General features: G+C 37.0%; 23 protein-coding genes. 16 read left to right on the top strand and 7 right to left on the bottom strand.

Translation table 11 applies throughout. The annotated features are described in order from the left end of the window. Positions 1-8: 8 nt before the first annotated feature. The 12 genes from ACXAJH_RS19970 to ACXAJH_RS19915 all read left to right on the top strand — a co-directional run bounded on the left by ACXAJH_RS19970 (position 9) and on the right by ACXAJH_RS19915 (position 10,325). Positions 9-1,055 (top strand): conjugal transfer protein, encoded by a 1,047-nt coding sequence (locus ACXAJH_RS19970; RefSeq protein WP_474994998.1) that lies wholly within the window; start codon positions 9-11, stop codon positions 1,053-1,055. Continuing rightward, positions 1,056-1,274, top strand: a complete 219-nt coding sequence (locus ACXAJH_RS19965) for a hypothetical protein (RefSeq protein ID WP_474970505.1) — start codon at positions 1,056-1,058, stop codon at positions 1,272-1,274. A gap of 13 nt (positions 1,275-1,287) precedes the next feature. After that, complete coding sequence (locus ACXAJH_RS19960; RefSeq protein ID WP_474994997.1) at positions 1,288-1,713, top strand: TcpE family conjugal transfer membrane protein; 426 nt, start codon at positions 1,288-1,290, stop codon at positions 1,711-1,713. Further along, positions 1,706-4,159, top strand: a complete 2,454-nt coding sequence (locus tag ACXAJH_RS19955; RefSeq protein WP_474994996.1) for an ATP-binding protein — start codon at positions 1,706-1,708, stop codon at positions 4,157-4,159. The genes ACXAJH_RS19960 and ACXAJH_RS19955 overlap by 8 nt, the downstream gene beginning before the upstream one ends. A gap of 12 nt (positions 4,160-4,171) precedes the next feature. Further along, positions 4,172-4,522 carry a hypothetical protein gene (locus ACXAJH_RS19950; protein ID WP_474994995.1) on the top strand — a complete coding sequence of 117 codons (351 nt, stop codon included), beginning with the start codon at positions 4,172-4,174 and terminating at the stop codon, positions 4,520-4,522. Positions 4,523-4,534: 12 nt separating this feature from the next. Beyond that, the gene (locus ACXAJH_RS19945; protein ID WP_474994994.1) at positions 4,535-6,778 is read left to right on the top strand and encodes a CD3337/EF1877 family mobilome membrane protein; all 2,244 of its coding nucleotides are present in this window, start codon (positions 4,535-4,537) and stop codon (positions 6,776-6,778) included. Positions 6,779-6,799: 21 nt separating this feature from the next. Next, complete coding sequence (locus tag ACXAJH_RS19940) at positions 6,800-7,894, top strand: lysozyme family protein (protein ID WP_474994993.1); 1,095 nt, start codon at positions 6,800-6,802, stop codon at positions 7,892-7,894. After that, positions 7,894-8,460, top strand: coding sequence for a hypothetical protein (locus ACXAJH_RS19935; protein WP_474994992.1), 567 nt, complete (start codon positions 7,894-7,896; stop codon positions 8,458-8,460). The genes ACXAJH_RS19940 and ACXAJH_RS19935 overlap by 1 nt, the downstream gene beginning before the upstream one ends. A 22-nt stretch (positions 8,461-8,482) precedes the next feature. Next, complete coding sequence (locus ACXAJH_RS19930) at positions 8,483-8,755, top strand: AbrB/MazE/SpoVT family DNA-binding domain-containing protein (protein ID WP_474994991.1); 273 nt, start codon at positions 8,483-8,485, stop codon at positions 8,753-8,755. A gap of 205 nt (positions 8,756-8,960) precedes the next feature. Then, positions 8,961-9,365: a hypothetical protein gene (locus ACXAJH_RS19925; protein WP_474994990.1), complete on the top strand. Its 405-nt coding sequence runs from the start codon at positions 8,961-8,963 to the stop codon at positions 9,363-9,365. Then, a complete protein-coding gene (locus ACXAJH_RS19920; RefSeq protein WP_474994989.1) occupies positions 9,337-9,504 on the top strand; it encodes a hypothetical protein in 168 nt (55 codons plus the stop codon). Before ACXAJH_RS19925 ends, ACXAJH_RS19920 begins: the two co-directional genes overlap by 29 nt. Before the next feature lie 56 nt (positions 9,505-9,560). Next, positions 9,561-10,325, top strand: a complete 765-nt coding sequence (locus tag ACXAJH_RS19915) for a hypothetical protein (protein ID WP_474994988.1) — start codon at positions 9,561-9,563, stop codon at positions 10,323-10,325. Positions 10,326-10,343: 18 nt separating this feature from the next. On the opposite strand, the gene ACXAJH_RS19910 is transcribed toward ACXAJH_RS19915, so the two are convergent. The 6 genes from ACXAJH_RS19910 to ACXAJH_RS19885 all read right to left on the bottom strand — a co-directional run bounded on the left by ACXAJH_RS19910 (position 10,344) and on the right by ACXAJH_RS19885 (position 14,176). After that, entirely contained in the window at positions 10,344-10,724 is a 381-nt protein-coding gene (locus ACXAJH_RS19910) for a YhjD family protein (protein WP_474994987.1), read from the bottom strand. Between the two features lie 30 nt (positions 10,725-10,754). Next, positions 10,755-11,375 (bottom strand): MerR family transcriptional regulator, encoded by a 621-nt coding sequence (locus ACXAJH_RS19905; protein ID WP_474994986.1) that lies wholly within the window; start codon positions 11,373-11,375, stop codon positions 10,755-10,757. 248 nt (positions 11,376-11,623) lie between these two features. Next, a complete protein-coding gene (locus ACXAJH_RS19900; protein WP_474995014.1) occupies positions 11,624-12,121 on the bottom strand; it encodes a site-specific integrase in 498 nt (165 codons plus the stop codon). Between the two features lie 274 nt (positions 12,122-12,395). Then, complete coding sequence (locus ACXAJH_RS19895; protein ID WP_474994985.1) at positions 12,396-13,289, bottom strand: S8 family peptidase; 894 nt, start codon at positions 13,287-13,289, stop codon at positions 12,396-12,398. A 39-nt stretch (positions 13,290-13,328) separates the two neighbouring features. Next, on the bottom strand, positions 13,329-14,012 hold the full coding sequence (locus tag ACXAJH_RS19890; RefSeq protein ID WP_474994984.1) for a peptidoglycan recognition protein family protein: 684 nt from the start codon (positions 14,010-14,012) through the stop codon (positions 13,329-13,331). 11 nt (positions 14,013-14,023) lie between these two features. Continuing rightward, positions 14,024-14,176: a YvrJ family protein gene (locus ACXAJH_RS19885; RefSeq protein WP_474994983.1), complete on the bottom strand. Its 153-nt coding sequence runs from the start codon at positions 14,174-14,176 to the stop codon at positions 14,024-14,026. A gap of 183 nt (positions 14,177-14,359) precedes the next feature. Between ACXAJH_RS19885 and ACXAJH_RS19880 the strand changes: the two genes are divergently transcribed. The 4 genes from ACXAJH_RS19880 to ACXAJH_RS19865 all read left to right on the top strand — a co-directional run bounded on the left by ACXAJH_RS19880 (position 14,360) and on the right by ACXAJH_RS19865 (position 16,847). After that, a complete protein-coding gene (locus tag ACXAJH_RS19880) occupies positions 14,360-14,944 on the top strand; it encodes a hypothetical protein (protein ID WP_474994982.1) in 585 nt (194 codons plus the stop codon). Continuing rightward, the gene (locus tag ACXAJH_RS19875) at positions 14,941-15,144 is read left to right on the top strand and encodes a hypothetical protein (protein ID WP_474994981.1); all 204 of its coding nucleotides are present in this window, start codon (positions 14,941-14,943) and stop codon (positions 15,142-15,144) included. Before ACXAJH_RS19880 ends, ACXAJH_RS19875 begins: the two co-directional genes overlap by 4 nt. Before the next feature lie 56 nt (positions 15,145-15,200). Continuing rightward, on the top strand, positions 15,201-16,568 hold the full coding sequence (locus tag ACXAJH_RS19870) for a peptidoglycan-binding protein (protein WP_474994980.1): 1,368 nt from the start codon (positions 15,201-15,203) through the stop codon (positions 16,566-16,568). 102 nt (positions 16,569-16,670) lie between these two features. After that, positions 16,671-16,847: a hypothetical protein gene (locus ACXAJH_RS19865; RefSeq protein WP_474994979.1), complete on the top strand. Its 177-nt coding sequence runs from the start codon at positions 16,671-16,673 to the stop codon at positions 16,845-16,847. A 289-nt stretch (positions 16,848-17,136) separates the two neighbouring features. On the opposite strand, the gene ACXAJH_RS19860 is transcribed toward ACXAJH_RS19865, so the two are convergent. Further along, the gene (locus ACXAJH_RS19860; RefSeq protein WP_474994978.1) at positions 17,137-17,328 is read right to left on the bottom strand and encodes a hypothetical protein; all 192 of its coding nucleotides are present in this window, start codon (positions 17,326-17,328) and stop codon (positions 17,137-17,139) included. Positions 17,329-17,484 lie beyond the last annotated feature (156 nt).

Here is a 17,484-nt window from a genome sequence, read left to right as displayed (position 1 = left end):
GGGAGCTAATGAAAAAATTTTCTCAAATGAAAGCAAATTTCAAGAAAAACAAGAAAAAAAAACCATCCGAACAGTCTACGGATCGTGAAATACGCTTTTCAAGGACCAAGGTAAGAAAAGTTTTAACCATTACCATTTTCGGGGTTATCTTTTTGTCTTTGTTCTTCAATCTTATTTTCTTCATGAAGTATCAAACGATTAGAAATAACGTTGAAGCTTCTGAAAACAAAATTGATGATCAATTACATGAAGTTGAGAACCGAAAAGAAGGTTTTACGGATTCCGTTGTATCGTTTGGACAAGATTTCTTAGATGAATATTATGATGTTCCGGAAAGCCCAGAAGATCGAGAGAAACGTTTAGATACTCTTGGTCGTTATTACGTAAATGGATTTCAAACTTCTGATTTAGAACGTCTGGACGACTTTAAAGGTAGTCGATCTTTAACTGACGCTCGTTATATGGAAACCGAGTACCTGGATGAGAATAAAGCTAATTTGATCTTTGAAGTAAGCTATGAAATTAAAGAAGTTGAAACGGTGGAAAAAGAAGTCACTAAAAAAGATGGTGATGGAGAGAAAAAAGAAACCGTTGAGGAAGAAGAGGTTAATGAAGTGAGGGAAACAGAGCAAATTGTTGTTCCTGTTGTAACAGATGGTGAAGGATATGCCGTAACAGGCAAACCTAGCTTGGTTAATCACCGTTATGTAAGTGATATTACCTTAGATGATCAACCGTTGGAGGGGGATGACCTTACAGCTGCAGAGAATAAACAACTCAACCAATCTTTAACAGATTTCTTTACAAGTTATGGTGTAAGTGACGATAAACTACCGTTCATGGCCAATGTGGAGCAAGGATTGAACGGTCAAATTTTTAATGACTTAAACATCCATAAAGTTACAAAAAAGGAAAATGGATACTATCAAATCATAGCCGATGTTAGTTATCAGAATGAAGAAACATCTTTCAATAGTGTCTACACCTACTACCTTGTAGGTACAAAAGAAAAAGATAAATTCTTTATCGAATCTATTAATCAAGGAGGATTTTAAATGTTTAATTTACAAGATCTTGCTGAAAATCTCATTACGCAGATCGGGTTCATTGTTCTAATCATTATGGTGGTTCGTGCTTTGGTTGCTTACACAAGAGAAGACTGGGGACAGTTCATGTCCGGTTTAGCTCTTGGCGTGCTGTGCTTAGTCCTTGTATTCTTCGGACCTCAGATTGAAGAACTAGCTCGTTCCATTGGTAATGCCATCTTCAACTAATGGAGGTACTCAAATGAAGGGCGAAAACTTTACGAATGAATATAAATATCCGATTAAGATTTACCGGATAGGTCAATCCATTGAATTTGCAAATGGTTTAGAGCTTCGAAAACTTGTTTTTTCCATCATTTTAGCAGGTGGGATGTTAGGTGTTTTCCTCGTTGTTGGTTTTACGAGTGAAAGTAATGTCATTCGGTTCATTTTGCAAAACTGGCTAATCATGGTCACACTCATTCCGGCTTTGATTACCTTCATCGTTTTCAATTTGAAATATGACGGTAAAGGGGTTCTCCCTTATATCAAAGATCGTTACAAGTTCTATAAAACCCGAAAAAAAGCGATTGAGCATTTTATTGAAGTACCGACTTCTCAAATGCACAAAGAAATGAAATATGAATCATTCGTTGTTAAAGATAACAAGGGAGGTAAATATGAGTAAAAAACCCTTGCTAGAGTACCCGATTGATCACATTCATAACAATATGGTGTTCAACAAAAACAATGAAGTTTGGGCTTTTTATCAACTTCAAGAAGAGTATTTGAGACTAAATAGTGAAGTTGATTTTAATAGCTATATTGAACGCACAGCTGATTTCCTTTCAAATCATCAATATGATTATCACATCATGATCTTACCCAGACGGTTTGATTTTGAAAATTTCACTGATGTAATCCAAGAAAACATTGTAAAAGGAGAATTTGCAGACATTGGCCATCGTTATTTTGAGCGAGCCAAGGTTACTTTAGAAAATGAAGTTTTCTTGCATGATTATAAAGTGTATATAGCCATTCATATTAACAAAGGTGATGCTGTTGTAACTACGGACGTTTCCGACTTCATGAAAAAGCTTATGAAGCGGATTCGAGAAGATATTTCAAAGGTCATGACTTTCCAATCGGATGTGGAGGATGATTATTCGTATTATGAGCAGCTGGAGCAAAATTTCAGAAGTAAAACAAGACACAGTAAGACCTATGAACCCGTTAAGGAAAAAGAGATTTACAATCTCTTATACTATCAATTTCACCGTACTAGCGACATGTTTGAACTTCCCGATAATCCATATGACTTAACCGAAGGCGTTATTCAAAATCATTATGGATACCTCACGATTTCACACCAAGACTACACAGAGTATATTAGCTTTTTGCCAATGCAGGAAATGCCTGTAACTGTAGAAAACAATCAATATATTCTCGACATTATAGAGAATGTGGACTTCCCCGTTGAATTACAAATCAAATACCATTTCAAAGAGAATCACACGAACATTAGACAGGTGCGAAAGCTTAAAAAAAGGTTTAAAAACTTTGACCATGAGATTCAAACTACGAACACCGCAGATGAAGATACTGTAGTGGATCTAGCTTCTGAACGCATGGGAGATTTATTGGACGATGTGAAAAATGCTGATCGACAGCTGTTATTTATGACATTCACGCTTGTTATTTCAGATCGAGATAAAGAAACTCTTGAAAATAAATACCAAGCATTGCAAACGATATTCAAAAATACAGGATTTAAACTAACTCGTCCTCTTGTTGATCAGTTAACGTTGTTCTCTCAATCCTTGCCAGCATCTTTTACTAATTACAATTACTTTGAGCAAGTCGTCGATGATACTTATTTGGCTCAGTCCTCTATGGACGTAACAAATAAGATTGGAAACCGTTTCGGCATGGTTCTCGGAAAGGTTGTAACTGGTAAAAAATTAAGCAGCGTTGAGCAGTCCAGAGACATTAACAACAACATTGTGGTTTTCAACCCTACACTTACTAAAAAAGCGATCAAAGGTGCTGTTCATACGAACGGAAACATTCTGATAACAGGACCGCCGGGAAGCGGAAAAACCATGTTAGTTAAAAACTTCTTTACGTGGTCCACCTTCTTTGGAACCAAAGTTTTATATGTAGACCCGAAGAATGAATTTCAAAATTACTACAAAGATGCTTTGGAAACTTATGGTGATATTCCCGAGTTTCGCAACCTTTATGAGCGTATCAATTTTATTCATTTGTCCGAAAGTAGTGAGTTTGCAGGTGCTCTTGATCCCCTTGTATTCCTTGAAGGTGATAAGGCTATCCAAACAGCTATGATGATCTTAAACACGCTTGCGGAAGTGTCAGTATCAGGTTCTCGAAATGAATCAGTTCACATTTATGATTCGATTTTAGATGAGATGAACGATTCTGATTTCCCTACTCTTACTGGAGTGGTTGAGCGTATTAAAGAGAAGGATGATACGTTAGGAAAATATATCAGTAAATTTAAATATGGCTTAGGTCGAATGGTATTCGGGGAGAAAGGCTCCCAAGGTCTTGATTTTAAGCGACAGATCAATGTCCTTGGATTGCAGGGATTGAAGCTCCCAAGTTCCGACAACATGAATGATGAAGAACGTATAGGTCTTTGCTTGATGATGTCCATATCGAAGTATGTTCATACGTTCTCTACAAATGAGCAAGAAGATGCTCAAATCATCTTTGATGAAGCATGGACATTAAAACGTTCTTCTGATGGCCAGGAACTTATTGATGAAATGTTACGAACAGGACGGTCCCTAAAGACAGATATTGTTCTTGTGACCCAAGCTTATGATGATTTCAATGTCAGCACTACAAAAGAACAAATAGGCGTGAAATTCGCCTTTAGACCCAAATCTGATGAAGCCATTAATCCGATTCTAAACTTCTTCGATATGGAGGAAAACGAAGAGAATCGAAGTGTCGTGAGTAGTTTGAAACCGGGCATGTGCTTATTTCAAGATCACTTTGCAAGAAACCAAGCCATTGCCATTGATATTCTGTTTGACGAATGGTTTGAAGCTTTCAAAACGACTAATCGATCTGAAAAAGCTGTTGAATATGAAGAAGTTTATAGTTAAGGAGCTGATGGTGTGAAGAAAATCATTACTCTCTCCGTTATGGCGGTTCTCCTAACCGCCTGCGGCGGGAATAAATTAGAGCTTGATTTGGAAAAAACAGAAAATGCTATTGCTGCAGAAGCAGTTGGCCAAAACGTTATTGAGGATGCTGGATATGAAAAAGAAGATATAGAAGTCATTAAAGTATGTGAATCTGTTGAAAGTGGCAAAGAAGAGCAAGGGTTTAGTGGACAATACATTGTTCATTGGCAGACTACAGATGGTGAATATAAAAGAGAATTGTCAATGACGAGTGAGTATGAAACAGGATACAGCACAAGTCGTTTAGAGCCAGTGGAGGACCGTTGTATCACTGTTGACTAAAGGGGTGATTCTTTGAAGAAGAAAGTGAGTTTCCTCTTGTTATTCACGTTCCTTCTAATGTTCATTCCCTCAACGGAAGAGTTTGTCTTTGCCGATGATGGAGAAGAACAACGTGAATCACAAGAATATGGGGAATCTCGTTATGATCTGATGACCTATGCTGATGATAGTTGGTACGAATGGGTTGATAAAACAGGAACAGCTGCAGTTTCCAGTATTAAAAATTTCTTATGGCAGATCAACATTGTAATTACTCAAATTACATTAATGATTATTTTCCAGATGTTTTCCCTAGATATAGTTGAACTCACAAAAGATTCAATAATGGAAATTGCATCGGGAACGGCAGGAGCATTGATTACAAACTTAGGTATGTTTGCCTTTGCAATAGCTTGCTTTGGAGTGGTCATTCGAGCGTATATCCAACAAAATTGGCAAGCCTTCTTTAAAATTGTGACTCTTGTAGTTATCAGCATGGCTTTACTATTCTCAATTTCAAGTGAAAAATTCAACTATGTGGATCTTGCTCATGGTATTTCTGTCAGCTTTGAAAATGCTGTTATGCAGGTGAATCCTTCCCTTACGGATTCGACTAACTATGAAGTGGCCGAAGATGGAAACATTGGCCAACAAGTTTCTGTAGAGGTCGAGAATAAAGCATTTGATGCTTTACTGTATAAACCCTATTTACTACTCCAATATGGTACGACAAATGAACAAAACATTAATGATGAAGGAAGTTTGAACGGAGAAGAATCAAGGATTGAGGAATACTTGAAAGCTAACCCAGCTACAGAAGATGGAATGGAATTAAGACAGGATATAGCGGAACGAGAATTTAATGAAATTCAAAATGAAAATATCTTCGCCGGAAATGCCTTTAAAATTTCCGCCTATATAATGGGGACCATCTTTTCAACCATTATTCAGGCGATTGTATTCTTTTTCCTAGCTCTAATGAGAATCATGTTACAGTTTGCTTTTGTCTTTGTGTTGCTGTTAGTACCGTTTATCCTCTTCATGAGCATTTTCCCTACTTTTGAGGGGCTTGTGAACCAATATCTAAAAGGAACTTTCATGCTAGTGATCTTTAAAGCCATAACAGTTTTTCTTGTACTGGTTTCCACTAGTTTCATCACATTAAGTTATGAAATGGTAAACATGTCAGACGATATTTACTATCGAATTTTCATCCAGACCATTTTCAGTATTTCGATCATCTTCATGTATATGAAACGTCAATTCATGATTGACATGTTGAATGGTGCTACACCATCTCTTGCAGGTATGGGAGCAGGTGAAGGTATGGGCCGCCAGGGTATGCGCCGATTTGGAAAGGGTGCTGCTCACACTAAAAAAGGTGGACAAAAAGCATTAGCCGGAACAAAGAAAGGTGGAAAAGTTGCTAAAAAAGGCATTGTAGGAACAGGAAAGGCATCTAAATCCATCGCTCAAAAGTCATCTAGTATGTACGATAAAGCGGGACAATATGCTTCTGCTAAATCAGGTCGAATTGGTCAGAAATTAGGCGGTAAAATGCAACAGGCCAAAGAACATATCAAAAATACTCAATATGGTGAAAGTCCTAATCAAGAAAGTCCTAATCAAGAAAGTCCTAATCAAGAAAGTCCTTACCACAGTAAAGATCAGAAGGATTATGGACAGAGCAATAGACAAGAAACTGCCGTTCAGAAGGATAAACAGCAGAAAGTTGTTCAAAACAATATTCAACAAACTGAACAATCTTCTAATGGCAACGTTACACCTATTCACCATTCTAATGAAAGGTCCATGAGGAACCCAAGGGTTGCTAAACAGAATCTTCAAGATTCGTCACAGCTTCAAGCTGTTTCATCCAACAATCAGAACAAGCAGACCAAACAATCATCACCGAACCCCGGCAGGAAGTCAGATAATAACACCCAAAGTAAACAATCACCTTCTAATCTTAACGAGAAATCTGGACAGAAAAATCATAGCCAACCTACTTCATATAATCGTCTAAACTCACAATCTAGCAATATAAAGAACAATCAAAATCAGACCCAATCAGTGAAGAAAAAAAATCAAAGCAGACATACAGGCCGTAGTCCTTACAAAAGGAACCAATTTAATGAGGGACAGCTAAATAATGGAACAGCTGAAACACAAAATGCAGACCGGAATCGATCGAAGATTAAGAATAACTCTTCCGCACGCCTAAATAAAGAAGGCCGGTTAAACAGATCATCGTTACTGCATGATAATGATCATTAATAGGAAAGGAAGGTCTTGATAATGGAATTGGTTAAACAATATGCGAAACGTAAAGCACAAGCAGCTGCTTTAGCTATTTTCCTTAAAATCATCCTTCCTATCCTTTTGTTTTGTGGCCTTATATTCGGGGTTATCTTTATGATTTTAGCCATTCTAGGAGGTTCCACAGATAGTGATACCGGAATTGAAGGAGGACAAGCTATAAATTTAAGTTCGGAAGTCTTGTCCTATAAGCCGGATGTGGAGAAATACGCATCAGAATACGGTGTAGAAGAGCATGTAGGGGTTATACTTGCGCTCATGATGCAAGAGTCCGGTGGACGTGGGAATGATCCTATGCAAGCTTCTGAAAGCCTTTGTGGAGCTGTCGGTTGTATTGATGACCCTGATTTATCCATTGAGCAAGGTGTTAAATATTTTTCCGGTGTAATTGAACGTGCTGATGGAAATATAAAATTAGCTTTACAGAGTTATAATTTTGGCGGTGGATTTATTGATTATGTAATGGACCATGGCGGGAGCTACAGCCAGGAGTTAACAATTGATTTTTCAGCTATGAAATATCAAGAGTTGAAGCATACAGGAAATTACTCTTGTATTCATCCGGAAATGCTTCCCGAGGGGGCCTGTTACGGTGATGTTTATTACGTTGATAATGTTTTACGCTACTACGACTATGCGGTAGCGGTGGATGGTAACGGTGAATTTGCTATCCCGATTCAGGGGGCCTTAGATACTACAAGCGAATATGGCATGAGATACCATCCGTTATCAGGAGAATATAAAATGCACACAGGCATAGATTTTGCTTGTGTTGGGAGCGTAACACCTATTTACGCCGCACAATCAGGTAAGGTTGTTTATTCCCAGTTTCAAGGAGCAGCAGGTTACGGGAATTTAGTTATGATTCAGCATGGAGACCAGTTAATCTCCGCATACGCTCATTTATCTTCTTTAAGCGTTGATGTGGGTGATACGGTAAAACAAGGTCAGAAAGTCGGTGTGTGTGGTACAACAGGGTCTAGTACAGGTCCTCACCTCCATTTAGAAATGAAAACCTCCTTATGGGATGGACATATGAACCCGGCTCAATTCTTTGGTTTAGGAGAATCATAATGAAAAAGGATATGGCATTAAAAACAATTGTCTTAGTTATTGGGATAGGTTTTGCGGTCCTGACTTGGTTTGGTTTTCGCACTATTGACGATCAGGCCCAACAGATTGACAGCTTAGAACAACAGATTGAAAAAAAAGATAATCAGATTAGTTTTTTAGAAGAAACTAATCAAGAGAAGACGGAAGTAAATGAAGGTTCTTCCGGCCAGAAAATTCAAGACTCAGTTGAAATCTTTGTGGAATCCGTTTTTGAAGTTCAAGAAGGGAACTATCAAGATCGAAAAGGACAAGCAGAAACAGTCTTAACCCAGTCCATGCTTAATGAAATCTTTCCAGAAGATGATGAATATACGGTGATGTATGAGTATGCTGTCGATGAAATTCATTCTTATGTTGATCAAAAAGAAGAAGAAGCCAGCGCTTTTGTTACTTTTGAGCAAGAGGTTACAAATACAAAAAATAAGAAAGAAAACGACAGTTATGTAACGATCGAAGTTTTTCTTCAGAAAGAAGGAGAACGTTGGTTAATCAATGAGTTTAAACAAATCCAATCTGAACCATTATAAATACTGAAATAGGAGTGTTTAGATGAAAAGTACGGGCATTGTACGTAAGGTCGATCATCTGGGGAGAATTGTTGTTCCAAAGGAGATCAGAAGGACTTTAGGAATAGAAGATAAAGATCCATTAGAAATCTTTGTAGAAGATGACAAAGTTATTTTACGTAAGTATCAACACCTAAAAGCTTGTGCCGTAACTGGGGAAATCAGGGAGGATAATGTTGAATTAGCTGGGGGAATAACTTTAAGTCCTAAAGGAATCAAGGTTTTGAATGATCAGTTAGAAGGTCTTAATTACTAGCCCTTAAAATAAACCATAGCCTAAAAATTCGAGTGCGGGTGTTAAAAAGAAGTAATCTCACATGTTCTCAGTTGCATTGAAATGGACGATACCCCGAAAAAGTTTATTTCGATGCAACACAGAGGATGTGAGAAACATCGAAAATTCCAATATACCTGTTTCACTGCCATGTATTTTTAATTTAAATACTACAGGAGGAATATGAATGAGTTTGCACATGAGGTATTTAAATGTGAGATTAAAGGCAGATCGTGAAGCTCGGGCCAAGCAAGTAGAGGAACAAATGTTAGCTTGGGAACATGAAGAAAAACTTGAGAATCAAATGAAGGAAATGAATGTGAAATTGCGAAACTCTCTAACTGCAGATAATGTAAACTTTGATACTCTGGGTCGTGAAAGTGTTGTTGAGAAGTTTGAGGAAATCGCTACGATTAAGAATCAGCAGCTTGCGAACATGGATGATAACTCCCCTTATTATGACCGTTTGCGATCTGAAGCAGAGGATATGCACTATAGTTTGATGGCTTTGGATGAAAAGCCTGATTTAACAGGGATGGATGCTGGGACAAATGAGGAGCACCTTGAAAGATTTGCAAATGCAATATACTGATCCGGAATTTGAAATCCATCATAACCCAAGGGAAGTTGACTTGGAATGGACAAGAGCTTATCGAAATTTTCAAGAACTAGAAAGAGCGTGGGATAGGGAAATTCAAGCAGGCGGTGATCCTGCAGAAGTTGAAGATTAAGGATTAGATAATGATACAATAATTGTATGTAAATAATCTTGTAAGGGGAAGAAGATATGACTAGATTAAGTGAAATAGATAGATATAAGGGACTTCGGTTTTTCGTTAAATTTGTGAATGAAGAACATTTAGATTCACTTCTTGAAGGAAAGCTATATATGAATACTCTAGGTCATTTTATCGAACAAGAAAAGGCCACTAAAAAAAGAGGTCAAGGCGATAAATATGAAGGAGCATATGTGAGCCCCGTACAGAGATTGCAACTTTTTGATAATGAAACTGGTCAGCTAATAGCAACATCTAAAAGTGGAGTACTACATGAGAGGTATGAAAGGGTAGAAACGATCCCTGTTTTTTGCTTCACAGTTTTTACTGCAAAGGATTTTAAAGTAAATGAAGAAAAAGAGGATGGAGCTTCTTTTGTGTTAGATATTCCAGAAGAAGAACAAGAAAAGATACTGGATAACTTTGGTGATAAAGCGGTATTATTGCCTAATTCATTCCTTAAAAACCTTGAAGAAGATGCTAATAATCAAAAACTGGAATATATTATACGCTCAGTTTCATATGAAGATTATACAGTTGGTGATCCAGTACGAAGAAAAAAATTTGAAGAGGGTTCTACCGATATGATTACTTGGAAAGATAGCTTTTTTGAATATCAGCGAGAAGCTCGTTTCGCAATACTTAATCATCATTCACATGATCCGTATGAGTTTCAAATGAGAAGTCTTAGAGAGGAATCAAACACAATAGATGCAGAGAAATTTTTAAAAAACTGCTCCATCGAGGTAAAAGATCGGTCCTTTCACAATGATTAAGGGCCGATCTTTTACTTATTAATACCAGGACCGACGTTGAGGTTCATAAGGTTTAGCAGACGATCCATAAAGATAATCTTCCATACATTTCTTTGTTTGTTCTTTAAGTTGAGCAGATGTAAATTCCATCTGGCCGGTTTGGTTTCCAGTTTTCCATTGATAGCGGGAGATTCCTTCATCATGACTTAATATAGTAAGGTCTATATGGTGGACCGAATACATTTGTTGTCTGACATGGTTGAGGTCGTTTTGAACGGATCCGGTCATTACATCTAGTTTATCTAAATACACATTTTTCATCTTAAAGTCTTCAAATAGCTTTTTGTCGTTTTGAAATACCTTCAGAACAAAAGGCAAAATGACAGCTTTAATTAATAACTTCTTAACTGTTTGGTCCAACGTTTTCACCTTCATCTTTCAGTCGAATAATTACCACTTCCAGAACTTCCAACCTTTACGTTCTCTTCTCATTTCTTCGAGATCATTCAACACTTTTGTTAATTTTTTGTCCATTTCATTCAGGCCATTATCTTTTTCTTTAGCAGCTGCACTTTCTAATGGAGCCACTAAAAACTTTTCAATCCTCTTATTAATGCCATCAAGCAAATGACGATCCCGGGCTTCCAGACGCTCGTCCAATTTTTTTATGAGCACTTGAGATTCATGCTTTCCATCTTCTTTTCCTTTTAGATATGCCCTTTCGACAGCTTCATCAATAAGCTCTTGTATATCTTCTTTAGAAAACGTGTTATGAACGGGTTTTTCTTCAATAACGCTTAGTGTCTTTTCAGCGTTTTCTCGATCCTTATATAGCTTTGCAATAGCATTTATAGCGTCTTGGCGATTTCTCTTCTTTTCGATCAATTTCTTCAACTCAAAGAACATGCTAATATCTCGATCATAATAAATGCGTTGGTCGTTTTCATTCCTTTGAAATTCATAGCCTTTTTCTTCTAACGCTAACGCCCATTGACGTAAGGTGCTGGGCTTAATATCAAGCTTTAGAGCTACCTCTTTAGCAAAAAAACCAAAGTTTTGGTTCACGTTCATAACGCATTCACCTCTTTAATTAAACGTACCAACGTAGAACTGAAACAGCAAGATAAATCCTTCTCTATTTTCTGACCACCTTTGACGTTATTTTTACCGACCCGTTCGCCTTAAGGCGATTCGTCTTTCTTAAAGAAAAACACCATTCATAAATGTAACTTTACAAATTTGGGTAGCCTTTTCATTTTACTGATTAATCAAATTTGAGAAGTGTAATTTATACAGTAGGTACTTTAACTCAATGATGGTTATAGTGAAAAATCTTCTAAGGCCTGATCTACCATGTCATCACTAATGCCGATGTAGTTTAACGTGATGGACGGGCTGGAATGACCAAAGATCTGCTGCAACATGGCCACATCTTTTGTTTTCTGATAAAAGTGGTACCCGAACGTTTTGCGCAAGGTGTGCGTGCCGATCGGCCCGGGGACCCCGCAGACCGCCGCAGCTTCATGAATAATGCGCCAGGCTTGGATCCGATCAATCGATCCTCCTTTTTTGGAAGGAAACAAAGCATCGGAGGCGGCTTTGCCACGAATGTACTTATCGATTTCACTGCGTAAATTGGGTGTCATTTTGATTTTTCGGATGTTCCGTGTTTTCTTTTCTCGGATCCGAAGATAGGATGTGTCCTGGACATCCAGCACCCGTAGGGGCAAAATATCGCTGATTCTCAGGCCGGAATTGATTCCAAAGGTAAATAAAAAATAATCCCGGTAGCTTTTGTGAAGTAAATACGTTTTCATCTCTCGGATTAAATCCGGGTCCCGGATGGGTTCGACGCTCTGTTGGCCGAGACGTGGGGGCAATTAGATCACCTCTTATATGTTGTTTAGAATACAACTTTTATTATATTATGTTTCATTATACCATGTAGAAACCCATATAAAAGCCCGGATATCCTTGTTTTATCAAGGATATCCGGACTTTGTTCGTTCGTTTTCAAATGAAACATAATAAACATTATGTTGTATAAATATTGAGAATGAAAATAATTGATGTTATCTAGTAAATGGAAGCTCAATTAAAATAAACAATTCGATCTCCTTTTTCATTTAGAATAGTAAACTTGTTTAGTTTTTTTAAGAGGGTAGGAATGGAAACCTTTTGATCTTTTTCTCTTAACAAATTAAGAATTAAGGCTATTGCGCCAGTTATTTGCGGCACGGCCATGGATGTACCTGTTAACTTTGCGTATTTTCCGCCAGGAATAGTGGAAAAAATATTGGTCCCTGGAGCCACATAATCAACATTTTTGTTAGTGTTTGAATAATGGGCTACTTTATCGCTTCGATCAATCGCTCCTATTTGTAGTACCTCTTTATAAAATCCAGGATAAAGGATTTCGCTAGTACTCCTTCGTCCGTCTCCTTCATTGCCAGCTGCAGCTACACTTAAAATACCGTGTTTGTAAGCTTTTTGAATAGAAGAATGAAGGGCTTTTTTGTTTCCACTTCCTCCTAACGACAGATTTAGAGTTGTGACTTTTTCATTATTGGGCCCTCTCCATCTAATAGCATAATCAATCGCCCTTATTAATGACTGATAATCTCCAGAATTGTTTTCTTCTCCTATGACTTTTAGTATTAATAATTTCGATTTGGGAGCTATTCCAACAATCCCCTTACTATCGTCTTTAGCAGCTACAATCCCGGAAACGTGAGTCCCATGGATACCTCCATCTTGGACATTTGATTTACCACCTATATCTGTGAAATTACGTACGTCTATTATATTGTCTTTGAGATCAGGGTGAGTCACATCACATCCTGAATCGATAATGGCATTAACTACACCTTTGCCCTGTAGTGAATCTTTCCATATGTCAGGAGCGTTCATTCTAGTAACCCCATAAGGTTTTGTATGAAATTCTGAATCTACTCTCACTTGTGGAGTGTGTATTCTTGTGTTCATTCCAATCTCCTTTTTTATTAGCTTCTGTAGTAACTCAGATTACTCTAAAACTTTCACGTATTGATCACTCGCTGTAATATATAATCCACTTTTCAATTGGTACATCTTATATCCATCCACCAATAATTCCTCTTTTAAAGTGAAAACTTCTCCGGCAGTTACCGTAGTGTATTTGGCATCCCAATCCGGGCGGTCGTAAACCCAAAGGGAATCTACTTCAATTACAATTCTTTTGCCAGCAATTGTTTCAGCATCTTCATCTGTTTGCATTTCTCTTTTAAATCCTTCCCAATCATTCAACAAACGATCGGGACAATTTTTCCCTGTCCACTTTTTGTGAGTAACTACATTAGTGTAAGGAACATTGAGGCTTTCTTTTAATAATTGAATAAGGCTAATAGCTTTCTCTTTAGTTTTAGTAAAAGATCCATCTTCGTTTACGCAAAGTTCGATACCGATGGACTGAGCGTTCCCTTCGCTTCCTGCATGCCAACCTATTTCATTGGTAGGAAGGTGTTGGATAATCTGCTTATCATCTACTGTATAATGCCAAGAAACTTGCCGATCTTGAGCATCTTCCCCTTTGACGTAAATTGCATGCATCTCAGCATCGGCGCCTGTGTTTGTATTAGCTGTTTCGTGAATGGTGATATGTGTTGCATTTAGATGATCTCCTGGACGATTTGTATTCGTGACGGGAATTAAATCTTGTTTGATTTCCATATAGTACCCTCCTATTTTTTCTTTTCAAGCACGTTCTCCAGAATGCGTATAGCTGTAGTTAGGTTATCTATTCTCTTTTCAAATCTAGTTAATAGATATATAGCTACCAAAGTAGGAAAACCATAATTACCTAGTAATACTGCCCAATCTGGTAAATTCTCCATATCTACTTCCCCCTTACTTACATTAGAAAGATATAAAAGCCTAATTAAATCAACCTATGCTTGTATAAATGTGGCAAAATTTGTAGTAAAATAATTAAAAAGGGAACATTTGTTCGCATTATTGGTTGATGTTCGTTCTGTTTTTCTTCTTTATATAGTAGTTGCATGATAAGGAGGGCTTGTATGGTGAAGAAAAAACAGGAGAATATCCTTCAATCTTTTCATGGAGAAAATTTACAATTTTTTTCGAATCCCTTGATCCAATCATTTATGAGTGAAGAGGATAATGAAGAACTATTTAGGAAGTCTATTTATGAAAATAACCTTGAAGCGTCTCACCTTCTTGATCAACGCTTTCAGGAATTTTATTTAAAGGTTCGTTTGATTCATTACACAGATAAATTAGCTCGTTTATACGTGAAATCCTATGGTGAAAAAAGGAGAAAACTCTATTCAGAGTTAACATTCGACACATCTGTACAAGATGGGCCGGAAGGAAAGGTATCAATTAAAGATTTGTACCCTCATCCTCAGATCCCTCTTGTAGATGAAGCTACACACTCTATTGAAGACATTTTACCAACAAAAAAAATGGTCCAGATATATAAGTCATTTAGTAAACAAAAACAAATGATTCTATATCTATGGGTTTACTTTCAGTTATCTATTAAAGAAATCGCAGAAACACTTTATTGTTCCCCCCAAAATGTTTCTAAGTTGAAGGCTAAAGCGTTAAGCCAACTACGAGAAGGAAGTGACTATCATTGAATAAGAATAAAATTATCATGGAAGTATTAGATGGAATGAATATGAGAATTGAAAAAGGAGCAAAGGGCACGGGTTTTCAGGATAGAGAAGATTTAAAACAAGATATCCATATGCGTCTTGTTAAGGTTGCTCATGAAATGGATGTTATATCCTTCTGGACGTTTAAACGGAACTTTGAAAAAAAAACTGATAATGGTTGAAAAAACACTACTACTTCTTCTTTTATAGATAGACCAACAAAAAAGGAGAGTTTTAAATGAACATTGATAACCAGTCAATTAACTCGAAAGCTGCTACAAGATGGATTGAGATGGTCCAGAAACAACTCATTCGTGAGAACCCAAGCGCACTACCGGAATATGGTGTGGACGGGTCCTACGGTCCTGAAACCGTAAAATGGGTTGAAAAATTTCAAAATCGTAAAGGTCTTGTGGTGGATGGAAACGCTGGGCCGAACACTTTATCGACTTTGCGTTCTTCCATCGCTTTACTACCTGGTATGGAAGGAAGAGGAGTCGAACTACTTCAAAAGGATTTGTTGTATTTCTATATTCAACAAAGCACCGTTGATGGAAGTTATGGTCCTAAAACAGAGCAAGGAGTTAGAGATTTCCAATTTCTAAACGATCTAGTTGTAGATGGAAATGGAGGACCTAATACACTTAAGAAGATGGATGAATACATTACAACATTGGTCATTCAGCGTGGAGATAACGGAAGTCATGTTCGACGTATTCAAAATCAGTTAAATGAACAACAAGAAGTATCATTATCTGTTACTGTGGATGGGAACTATGGACATGGAACTGAATCTGCAATTGAAAAATTTCAAGAGACCACCAGCCTTACTGTTGATGGTGTAGCTGGCCCTAGAACGAGGTACCTTTTAAATGCAGAAAATACTCCTTTATTTAGTGTTGATAAATTGGAAACTGAACTAGGAAATTTCGGTTTTACATTTAAAGAATCCTCAAAAGCTGACCTTGAAAGATTTTCCACCTTATTCCGTAACCATCCAGAAGTGGTGAAAGTAATGGATGGAGACAATTTCGCTAATGTTTATACTGCAGAAATGGACTATCCAGAAGGCAGCAAAGATAACGAGGCAGTATTTGTTGTGGCTGATGTTGAGGGGAAATCAAACCTCTCTGTTTCAGGACAATTCTTTAAAAATAGCGAGGAATTAAAGACTTTCGCTGTTATAGATGTTTTTGGAAATCTTCCTAGTGACGATGTAGAAATTAAAACTTACAACATTGATAACTCTGGGGTTTCAGTGGAAAGTGTATCAGAAAGAAACGTAGATTTAGAAAATTCGATATTACAATCCCAAATAACATTTCAAGAAGCAGTACTCGAATCCAAAGCGACAGAAGCAAAGCTTATGTTTTTTGGTAATGACACTGTAAGTTCTCAAAACGGATTTAGTACACAAGGGTATGAAGATATTATTGGTATTTCATGTGGTATTGCTATCAGTGTTAGTGGTAATGTACTTGGAAGTTCAATTGCAGCAACGTTTGGTCTAGCTGCAGGACCTTTAGGTATAACAGCCCTAGTATCAACTGCAATCTTTGCTGTAGGTTCATACTATTTCTGTCAATGGCTTGAAGAGCAATTTTAGTAAACAGAAAGCACTTCATGTGAAGTGCTTTCTTATTATTTAATACAACGTTATATACTTCACTTTAAAGGGAAAAAGTTACCATTGGGAGGTGGGAATATCATGTTGAAAAAATCTTTGGTTGCCTTAATTATATTTGTTGCTATAGCTTTTCCTGCTTTTTACTTCATATCAGGTGAAATAACTGGGGAAATGGTATTAAGGACACTTATAGGCTACATAGCAGCTATTTCTGTCATGTATTTTGTTTCTAGAAAAAAAGAAAAAAAACATGATTGATATTGTTGTTTTAAATAAGAATAAAACCTAGAAAAATTAGACATAAGAAAACACCTCTTAAGTTTTAATACTATACTTAGGAGGTGTTTTCTTATGTGGTTAAATTCATTATTAATTAGAGAAGAAACACACAATATGGGGTAGCGTCAGGAAAATGCAGATATACAATGTTAAGCAAATTAGAAAATCGGTTCCTTTCCAACGTTTAGGAACCGATTTTCTAATTTGCTTTATTAAGTTAAAGCCCCCGATACGTGAAGACTCGATTTCAAGACAAATAAGATGAATTTTAATAATTTAATATATCCTGACCATAACCTACAATTCCAATGATGGCTAAAATGATAAGTACTACACCAATTAACAATGCACTCAAATGTAAGGCTTTTTGGAGAAATGTCTCTGTCTTAAATTTTTTTATTGTAATCAGGCTAATAGCTAAAAGGATTATACCGGTCAACAAAATGTACCCCATCCCCAACTAAATCACCTCCAAATTAAAAGTTGCTTTTCTTTATTGAAGAATAGTTAGCAATAGGTAAGCGTTTGAGATTATCTCCAGCTTTTCCCCTGCTCCACACCGAACGTGCTAGTTTCCCAGCATTCGGCGCTCCATCTAAAGGTATGTACTACATTA

It is taken from the genome of Halobacillus sp. ABD4_316 (genome assembly GCF_056161385.1).
This window is presented reverse-complemented; position numbering and strand designations above follow the sequence as displayed.